At 69.6% G+C, this 16,496-nt stretch carries 15 protein-coding genes and 1 pseudogene; 7 read left to right on the forward strand and 9 right to left on the reverse strand.

Going from position 1 to position 16,496, the window contains the following annotated elements; translation table 11 throughout:
• The first annotated feature begins 9 nt into the window (after positions 1-9).
• Positions 10-2,058, forward strand: coding sequence for an OPT family oligopeptide transporter (locus D1604_RS14020; RefSeq protein WP_119413786.1), 2,049 nt, complete (start codon positions 10-12; stop codon positions 2,056-2,058).
• 7 nt (positions 2,059-2,065) lie between these two features.
• Here the strand turns inward: D1604_RS14020 and D1604_RS14025 are convergent, their stop codons facing one another.
• A complete protein-coding gene (locus D1604_RS14025) occupies positions 2,066-2,953 on the reverse strand; it encodes a LysR family transcriptional regulator (RefSeq protein ID WP_119413787.1) in 888 nt (295 codons plus the stop codon).
• 81 nt (positions 2,954-3,034) lie between these two features.
• Between D1604_RS14025 and D1604_RS14030 the strand changes: the two genes are divergently transcribed.
• Both D1604_RS14030 and typA read left to right on the forward strand, forming a co-directional pair.
• Positions 3,035-4,081: a YeiH family protein gene (locus D1604_RS14030; RefSeq protein ID WP_119413788.1), complete on the forward strand. Its 1,047-nt coding sequence runs from the start codon at positions 3,035-3,037 to the stop codon at positions 4,079-4,081.
• 132 nt (positions 4,082-4,213) lie between these two features.
• Positions 4,214-6,046: a translational GTPase TypA gene (gene typA, locus D1604_RS14035; RefSeq protein ID WP_119413789.1), complete on the forward strand. Its 1,833-nt coding sequence runs from the start codon at positions 4,214-4,216 to the stop codon at positions 6,044-6,046.
• Between the two features lie 185 nt (positions 6,047-6,231).
• Here typA and D1604_RS14040 read toward each other — a convergent pair whose 3' ends face one another.
• On the reverse strand, positions 6,232-7,896 hold the full coding sequence (locus tag D1604_RS14040; RefSeq protein ID WP_119413790.1) for a phosphatidylglycerol lysyltransferase domain-containing protein: 1,665 nt from the start codon (positions 7,894-7,896) through the stop codon (positions 6,232-6,234).
• A 129-nt stretch (positions 7,897-8,025) separates the two neighbouring features.
• Here D1604_RS14040 and D1604_RS14045 point away from each other — a divergent pair, with 129 nt between their 5' ends.
• A complete protein-coding gene (locus tag D1604_RS14045) occupies positions 8,026-8,475 on the forward strand; it encodes a superoxide dismutase (protein ID WP_119413791.1) in 450 nt (149 codons plus the stop codon).
• Between the two features lie 68 nt (positions 8,476-8,543).
• Here D1604_RS14045 and D1604_RS14050 read toward each other — a convergent pair whose 3' ends face one another.
• Complete coding sequence (locus D1604_RS14050; protein ID WP_024355038.1) at positions 8,544-8,801, reverse strand: GlsB/YeaQ/YmgE family stress response membrane protein; 258 nt, start codon at positions 8,799-8,801, stop codon at positions 8,544-8,546.
• A 168-nt stretch (positions 8,802-8,969) separates the two neighbouring features.
• Between D1604_RS14050 and D1604_RS14055 the strand changes: the two are divergent.
• Together D1604_RS14055 and hisN are read left to right on the forward strand one after the other, a co-directional pair.
• A pseudogene (locus D1604_RS14055) lies at positions 8,970-9,185 on the forward strand (helix-turn-helix domain-containing protein); the annotation flags it as partial.
• 118 nt (positions 9,186-9,303) lie between these two features.
• Positions 9,304-10,086, forward strand: coding sequence for a histidinol-phosphatase (hisN, locus tag D1604_RS14060; RefSeq protein WP_119413792.1), 783 nt, complete (start codon positions 9,304-9,306; stop codon positions 10,084-10,086).
• A 4-nt stretch (positions 10,087-10,090) separates the two neighbouring features.
• Here hisN and D1604_RS14065 read toward each other — a convergent pair whose 3' ends face one another.
• The 3 genes from D1604_RS14065 to D1604_RS14075 form a co-directional block, all read right to left on the reverse strand.
• Positions 10,091-11,122: an alpha/beta fold hydrolase gene (locus D1604_RS14065; RefSeq protein ID WP_119413793.1), complete on the reverse strand. Its 1,032-nt coding sequence runs from the start codon at positions 11,120-11,122 to the stop codon at positions 10,091-10,093.
• Positions 11,119-12,027, reverse strand: a complete 909-nt coding sequence (locus D1604_RS14070; protein WP_119413794.1) for a class I SAM-dependent methyltransferase — start codon at positions 12,025-12,027, stop codon at positions 11,119-11,121. Before D1604_RS14070 ends, D1604_RS14065 begins: the two co-directional genes overlap by 4 nt.
• A 106-nt stretch (positions 12,028-12,133) precedes the next feature.
• Positions 12,134-12,949 carry a class I SAM-dependent methyltransferase gene (locus D1604_RS14075; protein ID WP_119413795.1) on the reverse strand — a complete coding sequence of 272 codons (816 nt, stop codon included), beginning with the start codon at positions 12,947-12,949 and terminating at the stop codon, positions 12,134-12,136.
• Positions 12,950-13,215: 266 nt separating this feature from the next.
• Between D1604_RS14075 and D1604_RS14080 the strand changes: the two genes are divergently transcribed.
• On the forward strand, positions 13,216-13,695 hold the full coding sequence (locus D1604_RS14080) for an Hsp20 family protein (RefSeq protein ID WP_024355044.1): 480 nt from the start codon (positions 13,216-13,218) through the stop codon (positions 13,693-13,695).
• 67 nt (positions 13,696-13,762) lie between these two features.
• Here the strand turns inward: D1604_RS14080 and D1604_RS14085 are convergent, their stop codons facing one another.
• From D1604_RS14085 to gpmA, 3 genes are all read right to left on the reverse strand, one after another.
• Positions 13,763-15,034: a pentapeptide repeat-containing protein gene (locus D1604_RS14085; RefSeq protein WP_119413796.1), complete on the reverse strand. Its 1,272-nt coding sequence runs from the start codon at positions 15,032-15,034 to the stop codon at positions 13,763-13,765.
• Between the two features lie 83 nt (positions 15,035-15,117).
• The gene (locus D1604_RS14090) at positions 15,118-15,747 is read right to left on the reverse strand and encodes a bifunctional diaminohydroxyphosphoribosylaminopyrimidine deaminase/5-amino-6-(5-phosphoribosylamino)uracil reductase RibD (protein ID WP_024355046.1); all 630 of its coding nucleotides are present in this window, start codon (positions 15,745-15,747) and stop codon (positions 15,118-15,120) included.
• A complete protein-coding gene (gpmA, locus tag D1604_RS14095) occupies positions 15,744-16,457 on the reverse strand; it encodes a 2,3-diphosphoglycerate-dependent phosphoglycerate mutase (protein WP_119413822.1) in 714 nt (237 codons plus the stop codon). The genes D1604_RS14090 and gpmA overlap by 4 nt, the downstream gene beginning before the upstream one ends.
• Between the last annotated feature and the right edge of the window lie 39 nt (positions 16,458-16,496).

Raw genomic sequence — 16,496 nt, forward strand, 5'->3', positions numbered from 1 at the left:
GAGCCCCGCATGACGGACACGCCCGCCGGAACCGGCAAACGCATCGAACTGACCATACGCGCCCTGATTCTGGGCTGTCTGCTGGCGGCGGTCTTCACGGCGGCCAACACCTATCTGGGCCTGAAGGTCGGCCTGACCTTCGCCTCGGCCATTCCGGCGGCGGTCATTTCGATGGCCCTGCTGCGGGCGTTCCGGGGCTCGACCATCTGGGAGAACATGACCGTCCAGACCGTCGCCTCGGTCGGCGGCGCCATGAGCTCGATCATCTTCGTCCTGCCGGGTCTGGTCATGATCGGCTGGTGGATGGACTTCCCGTTCTGGGAATCGGTGATGATCTGCATCCTCGGCGGCGTGCTGGGGGTGACCTTCTCCATCCCCCTGCGCCGCACCCTGGTCGTTCAGGGCGGCCTGCCCTACCCCGAAGGCGTCGCCGCCGCCGAGGTGCTCAAGGTCGGCTCGCCCGGCGCTGAACAGACCGAAGAGGCCGTGCGCGAGAACCGGTCGGGCCTGTTCGTGGTCATCGGCGGGGCGATCGCCTCGGCCTTCTTCGGCTTCCTGGCCGCCGCGCGGGTCTTCGCCGCCGAAACCGCCGCCTTCCTGCGCCTTCCAGCCGGGCTGGGCGGCGGGGCCACCGGCGTCGGCTTCTCCATGCAGTTCGCCCTTCTGGGCGCCGGTCACCTGATCGGCCTGGCCGTCGGCCTGACGCAGCTGTTCGGCCTGGTTCTGGCCTGGCTGATCTTCGTGCCCATCCTGACCTCGCCAGAGTTCGTAGCCTGGGCCGCCGCCCACGGCATGCCGTCGGTCGCCGCCTCCCTCCCGGCCGACGCCGGGGCGGAAGGCCTGGCCATGACCGTCTGGGCGCAGGAGGTCCGCTTCATCGGCGCCGGCGTCATCGGCGTCGCCGCCCTGTGGACCCTGGCCAAGCTGGCCAAGCCTTTGGTCGCGGGTCTGGCCTCGGCCATGACCGCCCAGTCGCGTCGCGCCCACGGCGAGGCGCTGGAGCTGACCGAGCAAGACATCCCCATCAAGATCGTCGGCCTGTTGTCGGTCGCCGCCCTGGTCGGCATCGCCGTCCTGCTGGCGATCGTGGCCCAGGGCACGGCCCTGGCCGGTTCAGCGCCCCTGCTGGTGATCGGCGGCCTGGTCTATGTCGTGGTCATCGGCTTCGCCGTGGCGGCCATCTGCGGCTATATGGCCGGGCTGATCGGCTCCTCCAACAGCCCGGTGTCGGGCGTCGGCATCCTGGCCATCATCATCGCGTCGCTGCTGATGCTGGGCGTCCTGGCCGTGGCGGGCGTGCCCGCTGATCCATCCGTGATCGCCTTCGCCCTGATCGTCACCGCCATCGTCTTCGCCGTGGCCGTCATCGCCAACGACAATCTGCAGGACCTGAAGACCGGCCAACTGGTCGAGGCAACCCCCTGGCGTCAGCAGACCGCCCTGCTGGTCGGCGTCGTCGCCGGCGCCCTGGTCATCCCCTTCGTTCTGGACATGATGAACCAGGCCTTCGGCTTCGAAGGCGGCCCGCCCGCCATCGTGCAAGGATCGCAGACCCTGGCGGCGCCTCAGGCCACCCTGATCTCGGCCCTGGCCAAGGGGGTCATCTCGGGCGACCTGCGCTGGGATCTGATCGGCATCGGCGCCGTGGTCGGCGTTCTGGTCATCATCCTCGACGTCGTCCTGCGCCGCACGACTAACGACAAGATCAAGCTGCCGCCGCTGGCTGCGGGCATCGGCGTCTATCTGCCTGCCGCCGTCACCACCATGCTGGTCATCGGCGCGGTCTGCGGCTGGCTGTACGACCGGGCGGTCAAGTCGACCCGCTACGCCGACGTGGCCCGCCGCATGGGCGTGCTGCTGGCGTCCGGCCTGATCGTGGGCGAGAGCCTGTTCGGCGTCTTCACCGCCGCCGTGATCGTCAGCGCCAAGAACGAAGCGCCCTTCGCCCTGCTTCCGGCCGACAGCGGCTGGCCGGCCATGTGGGCGGGGCTGATCGCCTTCGTGCTTCTGACCTACGCCCTGTACGCCTGGGTGCGCCGCCGCGCCGCCAAGGTCTAAGGACGGCCTATAGGGCGGCGGCGAACGCCTCCGCCGCCCGACTGGCGCCGCGTTCGCGGTGCCGCAGCCGATAGAAGGGCCGCTCGGGCAGGTCGAGGGGCAGACGGACCAGCCGCCCCGCCTCGATCAGGGGCCGGGCGGCCAGTTCCGAGATGGCGGTGACAAGGCCGCCCCCTGCGCCGCCGCCGGCCGCCACCGCCGTCAGGATGGCTTCATTGGACGGCAGCACCAGCGCTGTCTTCAGGTCGAACGCGGCGATACCGCGCGGCAGGGCCGCCTCGAACTCGCTACGGGTGCCCGAGCCGGGCTCGCGCAAGGCCCAGTCCAGCGCTTTCAGGTCCGCCGCCGTCAGCGCCGCCTCGCGTCCGACCAGCGGATGATCCGGCGCCGCCACCACGATCAGCCGATCGGCGCCGATACGAATCCGCTCCAGACGCGGCGCATCCTCGGCCCCCTCGATCAGACCCAGTTCCGCCTCGCCCGCCAGCACGGCCTCGACGACCCGATGGGTGTTGCCGATCGACAGATGCAGCTCCACGCCCGGATGGCTCTGGGCGAAGGCGGCCATGCGCGGCGGCAGCCAATAGGCGGCGATGGTCTGGCTGGCGAACAGCCGCACCGAGCCGCGCTTCAGCCCCGCCAGCTCGTCCAGCAGCCGTTCGGCCGCCTCGGCCCGCGCCAGCACCGCCCTGGCTTCCGGCAGAAAGGCCGTCCCCGCCGCATTCAGCGCCAGCCCCCGCCCGACCCGGTCGAACAGCCGTGTTCCGTGCCGCGTCTCCAGCGCGTGAACCGCCGCGCTGACCGCCGACTGCGTCAGATGCAACGCCTCGGCCGCTCGCGTCATATGCAGGCGCTCGGCCACGGCGACGAAGATGCGGAGTTGTTCCAGCGTCATGCGCGATTGATTAGATATATTGATCGTTAAGTCCATAACTACGCGTTGGATCGATTAGAAAACAGAGCCGATAAGGCGGCCATGACCGTCGCCCTCGACCCCGCCGCCCCCTCTCGCCGCCTGACCGGCCTGCTGCGCCTGCTGCCGGGCGTGGCCCTTTCGGCCGCCATCGGTGCCGTCGCCTTCGGCCTTCAGTTGCTCGAGGCGCGTCTGTTCGGGCAGGCGTGGATCGAGGGTCTGGTGCTGGCCATCCTGATCGGTGCGGCCCTGCGTCTGGTGTGGACGCCGTCGTCGCTATGGTCGCCGGGCGTCAGCTTCAGCGCCAAGACCCTGCTGGAGGTGGCCGTGGCCCTGCTGGGCGTCACCGTCTCGGGCGGGGCCGTCGCGGCGTTGGGGCCGTGGCTGCTGCTGGCCATCGTCGGCGTCGTCGCCCTGGCCATCCTCGGCGGCTACGCCCTGGGCCGGGCCTTCGGCCTGCCGCACGCGATGGCCCTGCTGGTCGCCTGCGGCAACGCCATCTGCGGCAACTCCGCCATCGCCGCCGTCGCCCCCGTCATTGAGGCCGAGGGACAGGATGTCGCCGCCGCCATCGGCTTCACCGCCGTTCTGGGCATCGCCGTGGTGCTCCTCGTTCCGGTCGTCGGCGCCCTGATGGGCTATGACGCGACGCGCGTAGGAGTGCTGGCGGGCCTGACCGTCTACGCCGTGCCGCAGGTGCTGGCCGCCGCCGCGCCCGCCGGTCTGGCCGCCGTGCAGACAGGCGCTGTGGTCAAGCTGGTGCGCGTGCTGATGCTGGGGCCCGTCTGTCTGGTGCTGGGCCTGATGCGCTCCAAACAGGCCGCAGGCGGGCGCGGGCCAAGGCTGCATCAGATGGCGCCCTGGTTCATCCTGGTCTTTCTGGCCCTGATGGCCGCCCGCTCGCTGGGCTGGCTGCCGGAAGCGATCCTGCCGCCGCTGCAGGTTTCGGTTTCGGCCCTGACGCTGATCGCCATGGCGGCGCTGGGGCTGATGGTCGATCCGCGCGCCGTGGTCCGGGCCGGACCGCGCGTCGCCGCCGTCGCCGCCCTGTCCGCCCTGCTGATCGGCGTCCTGGCCCTGGGCGTGATCGCCTTCCTTCCGCTGGGTTGATCGGCAGGACGCACCGGACTGGCGTTTTGGCCCGCATCCCTGTAAGAGGCGCCCCGAACCCTTCCCTTTTCTGCAATCTTCTTGCAGCGGCGCGGCCCATCCGTGACCGAACACAGTCCGCCCGAGCCCGACATGAACCTTCGTAACGTCGCTATCATCGCCCACGTCGACCATGGCAAGACGACCATGGTGGACGCCCTGCTGGCCCAGTCCGGCCTGTTCCGCGCCAATGAGGCGACGACCGAACGCGCCATGGACTCCGGCGATCAGGAGCGTGAGCGCGGCATCACCATCCTGGCCAAATGCACGTCGATCCTTTGGAACGGCAAGGCGGGCGAAACGCGCATCAACATCATCGACACGCCGGGCCACGCCGACTTCGGCGGCGAGGTCGAACGCATCCTGGGCATGGTGGACGGTTGCGTCCTGCTGGTCGACGCCGAAGAGGGCGTCATGCCCCAGACCAAGTTCGTGCTGACCAAGGCGCTGAAGATGGGCCTGCGTCCCATCCTGTGCATCAACAAGGTCGACCGCGCCCACGCCGACCCGGACCGCGTGCTGAACGAGACCTTCGACCTGTTCGCCGCCCTGGGCGCCACGGACGAGCAGCTGGACTTCCCGGTCATCTACGCCTCGGGCCGTTCGGGCTGGGCGACGCTCGATCTGGCCCAGCCGAACGACAACCTGCACCCGCTGTACGACCTGATCGTCGACCACGTCCCGGCCCCGTCCGCACAGTCGCGCGTCAACGAGCCGTTCCAGATCCTGAACGTCCTGATCGAAAGCGACCCCTTCCTGGGCCGCCTTCTGACCGGCCGCATCCACTCGGGCAAGGCGGTTCCGGGCATGGCCATCAAGGCCCTGTCGCGCGACGGCAAGACCATCGAACAGGGCCGCATCACCAAGGTGCTGGCCTTCCGCGGCCTGAAGCGCCAGCCGATCGACGAGGGCGTCGAGGCGGGCGACATCGTCGCCATCGCCGGCATGTCCAAGGCCACCGTGGCCGACACCCTGTGCGCGCTGGAAGTGACCGAGGCGCTGGACGCCCTGCCGATCGATCCGCCCACCATCTCCATGACCGTGGGCGTGAACGACAGCCCGCTGGCCGGCCGCGAAGGCGACAAGGTCCAGTCGCGCGTCATCCGCGACCGCCTGCTGAAGGAAGCCGAGGCCAACGTCGCCATCCGCATCACCCAGACGCCGGACTCCGACGCCTATGAAGTCGCCGGTCGCGGCGAACTGCAGCTGGGCGTGCTGATCGAGAACATGCGCCGCGAAGGCTTCGAACTGTCGATCAGCCGTCCGCGCGTGGTCTATCAGACCGGCGAGAACGGCGAGCGCATGGAGCCGATCGAAGACGTCGTCATCGACGTCGACGACGAATTCTCGGGCGTGGTCATCGAGAAGCTTTCGGCCCGCAAGGCCGAGCTGACCGACATGGGCCCCTCGGGCGCCGGCAAGACCCGCATCCAGCTGAAGTGCCCGTCGCGTTCGCTGATCGGCTATCAGGGCGAGTTCCTGACCGACACGCGCGGCTCGGGCGTGCTGAACCGCGTCTTCAGCCACTATGAGGGCCACAAGGGCGCCATCGAGGGCCGTCTGAAGGGCGTGCTGGTGTCGAACTCGGACGGCGACACGGCGGCCTTCGCCCTGTGGAACCTGGAAGACCGCGGCGTCATGTTCGTCGGCGCCGGCGAGAAGACCTACCAGGGCATGATCATCGGCGAGAACAGCCGCTCTGACGACCTGGACGTCAACCCCATCAAGGGCAAGCAACTGACCAACGTCCGCGCCTCGGGCAAGGACGAGGCCGTGCGCCTGACCCCGGCGCGCAAGATGAGCCTGGAACAGGCCATCGCCTATATCGAGGAAGACGAACTGGTCGAGGTCACGCCCAAGTCGATCCGCCTGCGCAAGGAGGTCCTGAACCCCTCCTTCCGCAAGAAGCGCGTCCGCGCCGACTGATGCGATATCTCCCTCCCCTTCATGGGGAGGGTGGCCGAGCCGTCAGGCGAGGCCGGGTGGGGGCGGCGCGGCGAACAGCCCGCCGCCTTTGTCTTGCCTTATGCAGAAGCGAATGGCCGTTTCACGCAGCCCTCCCCACCCGGCGCTGCGCGCCACCCTCCCCATGAAGGGGAGGGAAAAGATCGCTAGCGCCTCAATCCCAGCAGCCCCAGCCAGCCGCCGCTGGTCAGCAGGGCCACGTCCAGCAGGGCCAGAGGCAGCGGCGTGCTGGGCGGGGCGGCGATGAACTTTGATCGCCAGGCGGGGCCGAACTTGGCCTTGTAGGCGCGCAAGCCCTGGAAGCCGTAGACGGCGCCGCCTTCCTCGAACACCAGGGCGCCGACCCGGGCGAAAACCGGAGCCGTCCGCCGGTCCTCAAGGCCCGACAGCGGCGCCATGCCCAGATCCAGCCGCGCCAGTCCCTGATCGCGCGCCCACTGCGCGGTGCGGGTGAACAGATAGTCCATCACGCCGTTCGGCCCCTGGGGGTCGTAGCGCATCAGGTCGATCATGACCTCCCCGCCGCCCGCCCCGCTCAACAGATTGGCGAAGGCGACGATGCGGCCGTTCTCGCGCACCAGGGCCAGGGGTTGGCGGTCCAGGTAGTCGATATCGAACCGGCCGAGCGAAAAGGCCTTCTCCGAGCCGTTATGGTGCCTCAGCCAGGCGTCCGACACGGCGCGCAGTTCGGCCTCCAGCCCGCGCGCCGCGCCGGGCGGGGCCACTTCGAAACCGGCGCCCTCGCGTTCGGCGCGGTTGACGGCGGTGCGCAGGTTCTGCCTGCCCTTGCCCTCGGTCGTGAACCGGGCGGTGTCGATCACGGCGGCTTCCCCGACCTTGCGGACCGCCAGACCCAGGGTCGCCAGGTCCGCCAGCAGCCCTTCGCCTACCGAATAGAAGACCGCCGCCCCGCCGTAACTGTCGGCCAGCTGGGCGAAGGTCCACAGCAGCTCCAGCCGTTCCGCCGCCAGGCCCGCCGGTTCGCCCATGGCGATCCAGCGGCGCCCCCGCACGCGATAGGCGATGAAGCTGCGGCCGGACGGACTGAACAACAGGGCCTTGTCGCCCAGCAGGGCCAGTTCCGCCTCGGGAGCGGCCAGTTCAGCGCTCCTCAGCGCCTGCCGGGCGCGTTCGACCTCTTCCGGGGCGGCGGGGCCGTGGGTGCTGGCGCCCGGCGCCGTCGTCAGCGAACGTATGGCCACCGCCAGGGTCAGCACCGCCAGCACCGCCCCGGCGCGCAGGAAGCCCGACGCCTGTTTGTCGACCAGAAAGGTCCACCACAGCTCGTCCGTATAGGCGGTGTCGCGATAGGCGAAGAAGCCCAGCCACAGCATGGCCGCCACCGCCGCCGCCAGCATGAGCAGCCACCCCGGCCGCAGCGGCTCTCCCAGACGCGAGCGGCGATTGAAGGCCGCCCGGCATGGCGTCAACAGGGCCGCCGCCACCGTCAGTTCGATCGCCTGGGCCCAGTCCAGCCCCCTCAGCAACGAAAAGACCGCTCCGACCAGAAGGACCGCCAGCGCCGCGTAATAGGCGCCGCGCCGCCGTCGCCACAGCCCCGCCGAGATCAGCAGTAGAACAAAACCGGTCACGCTGGCGGCGAAGTGCGACAGGTCGATCAGCAGCGGCGGATAGAAACGGCCCAGCGCCGCCAGCCGGTCATTGAAAGCCGGCGTCACCGCCGACAGCAACATCACCCCGCCCAGCAGGAAGGTGGCGGCCGCAAACATCTGCGGCGTCAACTCATAGGCCAGGCCCGCGAGGCGGCGCGTGATGCGCCACGGGTCATGTTTTGCGCTGGATTTGGTCAACCACCCTCCGGTGAGCAAGAATCGGCCGTTTGGGGCCAGTAAAAGGTCATTTCAGGGCAGACGAAACCATCCGCGATCACAGGGGTTCATTTTTTCGCGAGCGCCGAGCTCGCCTTCCAGGAGTTTCTCATGATCCGCAAAACCGCCCTGCTGACCGGCATCGCCGGCGCCTTGTTCATCGCCGCCCCTGCCTTCGCCCAGGACGCCACGACGTCGCAGACGCCCGAACCGGCTCCCGCTGAGGCGGCTGCGGCTCAACCGCAGAGCCTGACCCTGACGCCGGGTACGACCGTCAAGAGCGCTGACGGCTCCGAGATCGGCAAGCTGGTCGGCGTCCAGAACGGCGCCAACGGCCAGGAACTGACGGTCCGCACCGCCGATGGCCAGGTCCGCCCGGTGCCGCTGGCCGGCATCCGCCAGGACGGCTCTGACATCGTTGTCGACGCCAGCGCTTCGGATGTCCAGTCGGCCCCGCCGATTCCTTCGGATACGGCCGAGCCGACCCCGGACGCCGCTCCGGCTGATGCGCCGAGCAGCGATGAGCCGACCGGCGATGAACCGACCGACGAACCTTACTAAGAGTCTGGTTCACGACAAAAGGGGCGGCCCTTCGGGCCGCCCCTTAGTTTGTGGTCGTACGACCGGCGCTAGGCGCGTCGCTTCACCAGGCCCAGCAGGAACAGCAGCACCACGGCGCCGATCGTGGCGACGATGATGCCGACGATCCAGTTGCCGGCCGCGTCCACGCCCAACAGATTATTGGCCAGGAACCCGCCGATCAGCGCGCCGACCACGCCGACGATCAGATTGGTCAGCAGGCCGTGGTCCCGCTTCATGATCTTCTCCGCCAGCCATCCGGCGACGATGCCGATGATGATCCAGGCGATGAATCCAAATCCACCCATGTTTCTTCCTTCCTGAAAAGGCTGTCCGCCTTGGCCGTTAATGCGCGTACGCCGCGGCGGTTGCCTCATGTCATGCGCCTTCCCCGCTGAGGGGAAGTCGGCACGCCGTTTGCGAGCTTCCTCCTGTCACGTGCCGAACCGGCACAGCCTCCACGATGGGATAGGGTCATGGCCGCCGAAATCGACCTGCACCTGGGCCGTCGCCTGCGCCGACGTCGCCGTCTTCTGGGTCTGACCCAGCAGCAGTTGGGCGATCGCGTGGGCGTCCGCTTTCAGCAGATCCAGAAATACGAATGCGGCGCCAACCGCCTGTCCGCCGCCCGTCTGTGGGAACTGGCCGAAGCGCTGGAAACGCCCGTCACCTATTTCTACGACGGCCTGTCCGCCGAGCCCGCCGCCCTGCCGACCTCCCCCCTGCACCCGACGCTCAACGCCGCCTGACGCTCGCCCCTCCCATCTGCCGACCCTCGTCCTGCGTCAAAGGACCGTGTATCCGGGTCGCATGACCGAGATGGAATCCTTCGCCGTCGAGCTATCGCGTGAGGCTGCGCGCGTCGCCCTGCCCTTCTTCCGCGGCGCCTTCGCTCAGGAAGACAAGGGCGTCCCCGGCGCCTTCGACCCCGTCACCGAAGCCGATCGCGCAGCCGAGGCCGCCATCCGCCGCCTCATCGCCGCCCGCTATCCCGACCACGGCGTCATCGGCGAGGAGTACGGCCAGGATCGGCCCGACGCCGAACACGTCTGGGTGCTGGACCCCATCGACGGCACCCGCGCCTTCATCGCCGGCCTGCCTTTGTGGACCACCCTGATCGCCCTGCGCCGGGACGGCGCCCCCGTCATCGGCGCCGTCGGCCAGCCTTATCTGGGCGAGATATTCCTGGGCGGCCCGTCCGGCGCGCGCCTGCTGAAAGGCGACAGCGAGACCCCGCTCAGGACCCGCTCCTGCTCGAATCTGGATCAGGCGCTGATCGCCACCACCGACCCCGAAATCTTCACCGGCGCCGACCGGGCCGCCTGGGACCGGCTGCGCGCCTCGGCCCGCCTGGCCCGGCTGGGCTGCGACGGCTACGCCTACGCCATGGTCGCGGCGGGAAGCATCGACCTGGTGGCCGAGAGCGAGCTTCAGATATGGGACTGGTCGGCGCTCAAGCCTCTGGTCGAGGCGGCGGGCGGCCGGTTCACCGACTGGAGCGGCCAGCCCCCGCATGAGGCCGACGGCCGCGTCCTGGCGGTCGGCGACGCCCGCCTGACGGATCAGGCCCTGCCCCTGCTGGCCGCCGCCTGACTGATCAGGCGGGCTCGGCCGTCCGCGCCGCCGGAGAGGTCGAGGCCGCTTCCGGCCCCGGCGCTACATAGTCGGCCAGGGCGTCGAACTCGTGCAGGAAGACCCCGCGCAGCTCGTCGACCTCCATGATCACCTCATGTTTGGCGGCAGGGACCTCGACATAGCGGCCGCGTCCCATGCGCCGGGCCGCCCAGCGGTTGGTCTGCTTCCAGACCTTGTCGTCCTCGGCCGCCTGGACCACGCAGACCGGAATCTTCACGCTCTTGAGCGCGCGGGGCTTCAGCGCCCGCTCGCCCGCATCCAGGGCAAAGGCCAGCCAGCCCCAGGTCGGACCGCCGATGGCCAGGTGCGGACAGGCGTAAAGCTGCTGACGCCACAGGTCGTAGCGCGCCCGGTCGGACGTCAGGGCGTCGTTGTCGAAGGTGTGGTCGAAGGGGTCGTCCGGATCGTCCAGCACATAGTCGCCGCCCTTGCCGTGGCGCAGCGCCCAGCGCACGGCCAGCTTGACCGTCCACATCGAGCGTTTGCCGGTCTTGATCCGCAGCATGGGGCTGGACAGGACGGCGCCGCCGAACCGGCTCTCGCCCGTCTCCAGCGTGAGAAGGTTCAGACACCCGCCCATCGAATGGCCGACCATGATCCAGGGCTTCGGCGCACGCGCCTCATAGGCGTCCAGCAGGCGGGCGTAGTCGTCCAGGAACTCCTCGACCGCCCGGGCGTGGCCGCGCAGCCGGTCCGGCAGCAGCCGCGCCGACAGTCCCTGCCCCCGCCAGTCGTGCGCCAGCACGCAGAAGCCGCGCGCCAGGAAGTTGCCGATCAGCTCGAAATACTTCTCGATCGGCTCGGTGCGGCCGGGGCTCAGCACCACCGTTCCGCGCGGCGTCTTGGCCTGCAGGGTCGAAGGCGTCCAGAAACCGGCGCGCAGTCGCAGGCCCCCGGCGCCCCGGAACCAGTCGCCCTGGCCGCCCGGCGGACAGGCGGCGCCCGGCACTCCCATCAGCGGCGCATGGGCGGCGAAGGCGGCGGGGCGGCTCACTCGGGTTTCCTGAACTTCAGCGTCATGCGGTCGCTTTCACCGATGGCGTCATATTTCGTCCGGTCGAACTCGGGATCGGCGGGCTGGCCCATCGGCGCCGTCAGACGGCGCGGCGCCAGGGTCTCGACCCCGAACGGATGATCCTTGGTGTCGTCCGGATTGGCGTTGATCTCGGACGCCTCGACAAAGACGAAGCCCGCCTCTTCGGCCAGTTGGCGCACGAAGGCTTCCTGCACATAGCCGTTGGCGGCGGCCGGGTCCTGATCCTCGTCCGGCTGAAGACGATGCTGTTCAATCCCCAGGATTCCGCCCGGCCGCAGAGCCGTGAAGGCGTCGGCGAAGGCCTTTTCGGCGATCCCCGCCGCCATCCAGGCGTGAATATAGCGCATGAACAGCACCATGTCGGCCGCGCCCGCCGGAGCCACCGGGTCCGAGCCTGGCCCGAAGGCTGTGAACTGCACCGGCCCGTACAGCTTCTTGGATCCCAGGATACGGGCCTTCAGCGCATTGTTGATGGCGACCTGGGCCGGGTCGGCGTTCGGCCCCTCGACAAAGCCCGCCAGATACAGTGTCCCGCCGCCCCGGTTCAGATAGGGGGCCAGGATCTCGGCGTACCAGCCGCTGCCGGGCCAGAAGTCCACGACCGTCATCTTCGGCTGCAGGCCGAAGAAACGCAGCGTCTCGACCGGGTGGCGCCAGACGTCGCGCGCCTTGTCGTCCGCCGTGCGCCACGAACCGGCGACCGCCCATTCCAGCGAGCCTTCGGGCGGCCCCTTGGGGGCCTCAGGCGCGGGCGTCGGCGCCTCGTCCTTGCGGCCGCAGGCGGCCAGGCCGAACAGGGGCGCGACCAAGGCCAGGGCGCTGGCGCCGGCCAGGACGGATCGCCGCGTCGATCGTTCTGTCATGCGCGCTTCCTCTCGCCGCCTGCCTGCTCGTTCAGGGTGTTCGTCTGGGGCTTAAGGCGCTTCTGCGCCAGGGTCAAAACCACGCACTGCATTGTCATGTGGCGCGTCAGTCAGCGGCGTAGGGCTTGCGGAAGCGCAGGGTCATGCGGTCGCTTTCGCCGATCGCGTCCAGAGCCGCGCGTTCATCGGACGTCAGCGTCCGGCCGTCGCGCTCCGAGGTGCGGGTCGGCTTCAGGCTCCACACGCCGAAGGGGTGATCCCTATCGTCCTTCGGGTTGGCGTTCAGCTCGCTACGGGCCTCCAGTTCGAAGCCCGCGCGGCGGGCGGCGTGGATCAGCCAGCTTTCGGGGACATAGCCGGTCGGCGCCGTATCGGCGACGTTCAGCCCATCGGCCGCGCGGTGCTGTTCGACCGCCAGCACTCCGCCAGGCTTCAGCGCCGTGAAGAAGGCCGCCAGATAGGGCTCGGCCCGACCGTCGCGCGACCAGTTATGGAAGGCGCGGGCCACCACGACCATGTCCGCCGTTCCGTCGGCGACGCCCATGCCCTCGGTCGGACGGTTGACCGGGACGTATCGCCCGCCGGTCGCCGCCGCATAGGGCTCCAGGATGTTGCGCCACCACCCGGCCCGACCCGGCTCGATCTCCACCACCGTCAGGCCCGGCTGCAGCCCCCAGAAGGTCAGGGTCTCGAACGGGTGGCGGTCGCCGTCGCGGGCGCGGTCCGCCTCGGGTCGGGCGGTCGAGGCCACGGCCGCCTGAAGCGCCGCGTCCTCGCTAAGGGTCGGCATCTCCATCGACAGGCCCTGACGGCGCGGCAGGGCCATCGCCTCGGACGGCGCCGCCTGCGCCAGGGCGGCCGTGGCGACAAGGGGCGAGCCGAGAACGGCCCCGGCGAGGGCGATGAAGGCGAGGGTTCGCATGAGGGCTCCGGCCGCTTCCCAATACTGAAAGTAAAATCCTTACGGCGCTTCGCGGCCGCCGCAAGGCGTCGATGCGGTGGAGCGGCGATTTCGCGCGGCCCCTTGCGCCCGAAAAACGGCCTCCTACCTCTTCATCCGAGAGCGCCGATCCTCGGGCTCTCCAGACCTGACGGGGCCGAATGCGGACCGCCGGGGCTGAAACCCTTCGTCGTCCGGGGCCAAATCGCCGGACGGCTCAACCTTGCTGAATGTCAGAAGGATGACCCATGCGTACCTATGATTTCTCGCCGCTGTACCGTTCCGCCGTCGGTTTCGACCGTCTGGTCCGTCAGTTGGAAACCGCCGCGCGATCCGGCCCGGAAAACGGCTGGCCTCCCTACAACATCGAAACGACGGGCGAGGACGCCTATCGCATCGAGATCGCCGTCGCCGGTTTCTCTGCCGATGAGCTGAACATCGAGGCCAAGGAAAACCTGCTGACCGTCACCGGCAAGAAGGCCGCCAATGACAGCGACGGCGCCCAGCGCACCTTCCTGCATCGCGGCTTGGCCGAGCGCGACTTCGAGCGCCGGTTCCAGCTGGCCGACTATGTGGTGGTCAAGGGCGCTGCCCTGGCCCACGGCCTTCTGACCATCGAGCTGAAGCGCGAACTGCCCGAGGCCCTCAAGCCCCGCAACATCGAGATCGCCGCCGGCTCGCCCCTGATCGAGGGCAAGGCCGAACCCAAGGCCAAGAAGGCGGCTTAAGGCCTTTTCGCCTGAGTGACCGGTCTGAGGGGCGGCGTTCGCGTCGCCCCTTTTTCGTGGGCGGATGCTAACCCGCGTTCAGGTCGGCAAGGTCCAGCCCGCGCGCGCCGCTGGTCTGGGCCCCGGTGAAGTCGGCCTGTCTGGTCTGGGCGCCGTGCAGGATCGCCCGGCTGAGGTCCGCCTCGCTCAGCACGGCCCGACGCATGTCCGCTCCCGTCAGGTCGGCGCCGCGCAGGTTCGCCCCGCTCAGATCGGCGGGCATCAGCCGATCCGCCGTCAGCATCAAGGGCCCCAGTTGCGCCTCGCGCAGGTCCGCTCCGTTCAGCCGCGCTCGCGTCAACCGCGCCCCGCGCAGATCCGCCCGACGTAGATTGGCCGAGCGCAGGTCGGCGCCTTCCAGCTGCGCCCCCTGAAGCTGAACCCCTTCCATGTCCAGGCCGTAGAAGACCGCTCCCTTGGCCGACAGGGCCGTCAGGTTCAGCCCGCGAATGCTCTCCAGCGGCCTTAGATCGACCCCGTCGAACACCGAGGGCTGGCCCTCGGCGCCGCCCGTCTCGCACCACTGGGCGTGTTCGCGCAGCATCTCGGCGGCAGGCATCTCGCTGACCGGCTCGCCCGCCGGGCGATTATCGACCAGGGCGCCGTCCATATTGGCCCCGTCGGTCCGCCACATGGCCGCCTTGACGCCCACCAGGATGGCGTCGCTGAGGTCTGCGCCCGACAGGTCGGCGCCCGACAGGTCCGCCCCGGCCAGATCGGCGCCGCGAAAGCTGGCCTGTTTCAGATTGGCCCGGACCAGCTTGCAGTCCTTCATGACAGCGTCGGTGAAGTCGGCGGCCACGGCGATCACGCCGGTCATGCGCGACCGCTGAAGATTGGCGCCCGCCAGCACGGCCCCCTGCGCCTCCGTCTCCGACCGCTTGCGCGCCTCGACGACGCGGAAGCCCAGCTTGGCGTCCTTGGCGGCGATGGTGCCTTCGCGCAGGTCAGCCTCGAACAGGTCGGCGCCCGACAGGTCCGCGCCGCGCAGGCAGGCCCCGCGCAGATCGGCCCGGCGCAGGCTGGCGTCGACCAGGGTCGCATCCTGCATGTCCGCGCCGAAGAAGTTGGCGTTGTCCAGCTTGGCCCCGGTCAGGTCGCAGCCGATCAGGCAGGCGGCGGTGAAGTCGGCGTCGGCCAGATTGCGCCCGCGCAGGGACACGCCCGACAGGTCCATCCAGGCGAAGACCGCCCGCGCCCCGCCCGGCCGCGCCTGCCACAGCCGGTCGTGCTTCAGGCAGACGGCGTCGACCTCTTCCTGAGTCAGTTTCCTGCGGACGGGTTCGACGGCCTCGCTCATGGGGCCGTTTATGGCTTACGCCGGATTAAGGAAGCTTTTCGGAAACAAGGGTTTTTCCCGACCCGTCTCTACGGCCGGGCCGCCTATTCCGTCAGCAGCCCCTGTTCGCGCAGGGCCTCGGCCAGCTCGCCGTCCTGGGTCCACAGGCGGGTATAGCCCGCCTCGCCCAGCCGGTTCAGCTCGGTCGTCAGATCGGCGCGCGGCGCGGCGGCGAAGCGGCCGTCGAAGCCCGCGCCGTCCTCGCTGATCCGCACCATCGGACGGCCTGTCTCAAGCCGATGCAGGAAGCCTTCGCACAGGACGGCGGCCTCTTCCGACAGCAGTCCCGTCTCGACCTTCAGGCCCGACTGGCGCAGCCGCTCCGTGCCCCGGCCCGAGGCGAAGGGCGACGGGTCCAGCGCGGCGATCACCACCCGCTCGACCCCGGCCTCGGCCAGAAAGTGGGCGCAGGACTTGCGGCCCGACGAACGGGCGCCGCACGGCTCCAGCGTCACATAGGCGGTCGCGCCCTTCACGGCCTCGCCCGCCTCGGGCACGGCTTGTTCCTCGGCGTGCGGGCGTCCGCCCGGCGCCGTCGCCGCCTCGGCCAGCACGACCCCGTCCTTGACCAGAACGCAGGCTACGGCCGGATTGGGCCAGGTCTCGCCCATGCGGCTCAGGGCCAGGTCGATGGCCCGCCGCATGAAGACAGCGTCGTCCGCCGCCCCGCTCACGCGATAACTGGCAGGGCTTGCGCCCGCCCCTCGTCCAGATAGCGGGCGGCGACCGGCTTCAGGTCCGCGTCCAGATCGATCTCCAGCGGGTTGCCGGTCGGGATCTCAACGTCGACGATCCTGTCGTCCGGCACCGTGAACAGCAACTTGACGATGGCGCGCAGGGAGTTGCCGTGGGCGGCGATCAGCACGTCCTCGCCCGCCTTCAGGCGCGGGGCGATCTCGGCGTCCCAATAGGGCTGCACCCGGTCCAGCGTCGTCTTCAGGCTCTCGGTGTCCGGGATCTCCTTACCGGCGTAGCGGGGATCGCCGGCGAAATCGAACTCGCCGCCCGGCGCCAGCGGCGGCGGCGGCACGTCATAGCTGCGGCGCCAGACCTTGACCTGATCCTCGCCGTGCTTGGCCGCCGTCTCGGCCTTGTCCAGCCCGGTCAGGCCGCCGTAATGGCGCTCGTTCAGGCGCCAGTCCTCGATGACCGGCACGTTCTTGAGACCCGCCGAGTCCAGCGCCAGGGCGCCGGTGCGCTTGGCCCGCTTCAGCACCGAGGTGAACATGACGGCAGGCTTGAACCCCGCCTGCGCGATCAGCTCGCCGCCGCGCCGGGCCTGGGCCTCGCCCTCGGCCGTCAGGTCGACGTCGACCCAGCCGGTGAAGCGGTTCTCCAGGTTCCATTGGCTCTGGCCATGGCGCAGCAGGATCAGGCGGGTCATCAGGGTCTCCGGGAGCATCCGTATCTTGAGGTTCTCGCT

Source organism: Brevundimonas sp. LPMIX5 (assembly GCF_003576505.1).
In the GTDB taxonomy this organism is placed as follows: Bacteria; Pseudomonadota; Alphaproteobacteria; order Caulobacterales; family Caulobacteraceae; genus Brevundimonas; species Brevundimonas naejangsanensis.

Excerpts from the sequence above, each read along its gene's own strand:
- gpmA (WP_119413822.1), bottom strand. The coding sequence starts at position 16,457 with ATGACCCGCCTGATCCTGCTGCGCCATGGCCAGAGCCAATGGAACCTG.
- D1604_RS14070 (WP_119413794.1), bottom strand. The coding sequence starts at position 12,027 with ATGACAGAACGATCGACGCGGCGATCCGTCCTGGCCGGCGCCAGCGCC.
- typA (WP_119413789.1), top strand. The coding sequence starts at position 4,214 with ATGAACCTTCGTAACGTCGCTATCATCGCCCACGTCGACCATGGCAAG.
- D1604_RS14045 (WP_119413791.1), top strand. The coding sequence starts at position 8,026 with ATGATCCGCAAAACCGCCCTGCTGACCGGCATCGCCGGCGCCTTGTTC.
- D1604_RS14050 (WP_024355038.1), bottom strand. The coding sequence starts at position 8,801 with ATGGGTGGATTTGGATTCATCGCCTGGATCATCATCGGCATCGTCGCC.
- D1604_RS14025 (WP_119413787.1), bottom strand. The coding sequence starts at position 2,953 with ATGACGCTGGAACAACTCCGCATCTTCGTCGCCGTGGCCGAGCGCCTG.
- D1604_RS14075 (WP_119413795.1), bottom strand. The coding sequence starts at position 12,949 with ATGCGAACCCTCGCCTTCATCGCCCTCGCCGGGGCCGTTCTCGGCTCG.
- D1604_RS14020 (WP_119413786.1), top strand. The coding sequence starts at position 10 with ATGACGGACACGCCCGCCGGAACCGGCAAACGCATCGAACTGACCATA.
- D1604_RS14080 (WP_024355044.1), top strand. The coding sequence starts at position 13,216 with ATGCGTACCTATGATTTCTCGCCGCTGTACCGTTCCGCCGTCGGTTTC.
- D1604_RS14030 (WP_119413788.1), top strand. The coding sequence starts at position 3,035 with ATGACCGTCGCCCTCGACCCCGCCGCCCCCTCTCGCCGCCTGACCGGC.
- hisN (WP_119413792.1), top strand. The coding sequence starts at position 9,304 with ATGACCGAGATGGAATCCTTCGCCGTCGAGCTATCGCGTGAGGCTGCG.
- D1604_RS14085 (WP_119413796.1), bottom strand. The coding sequence starts at position 15,034 with ATGAGCGAGGCCGTCGAACCCGTCCGCAGGAAACTGACTCAGGAAGAG.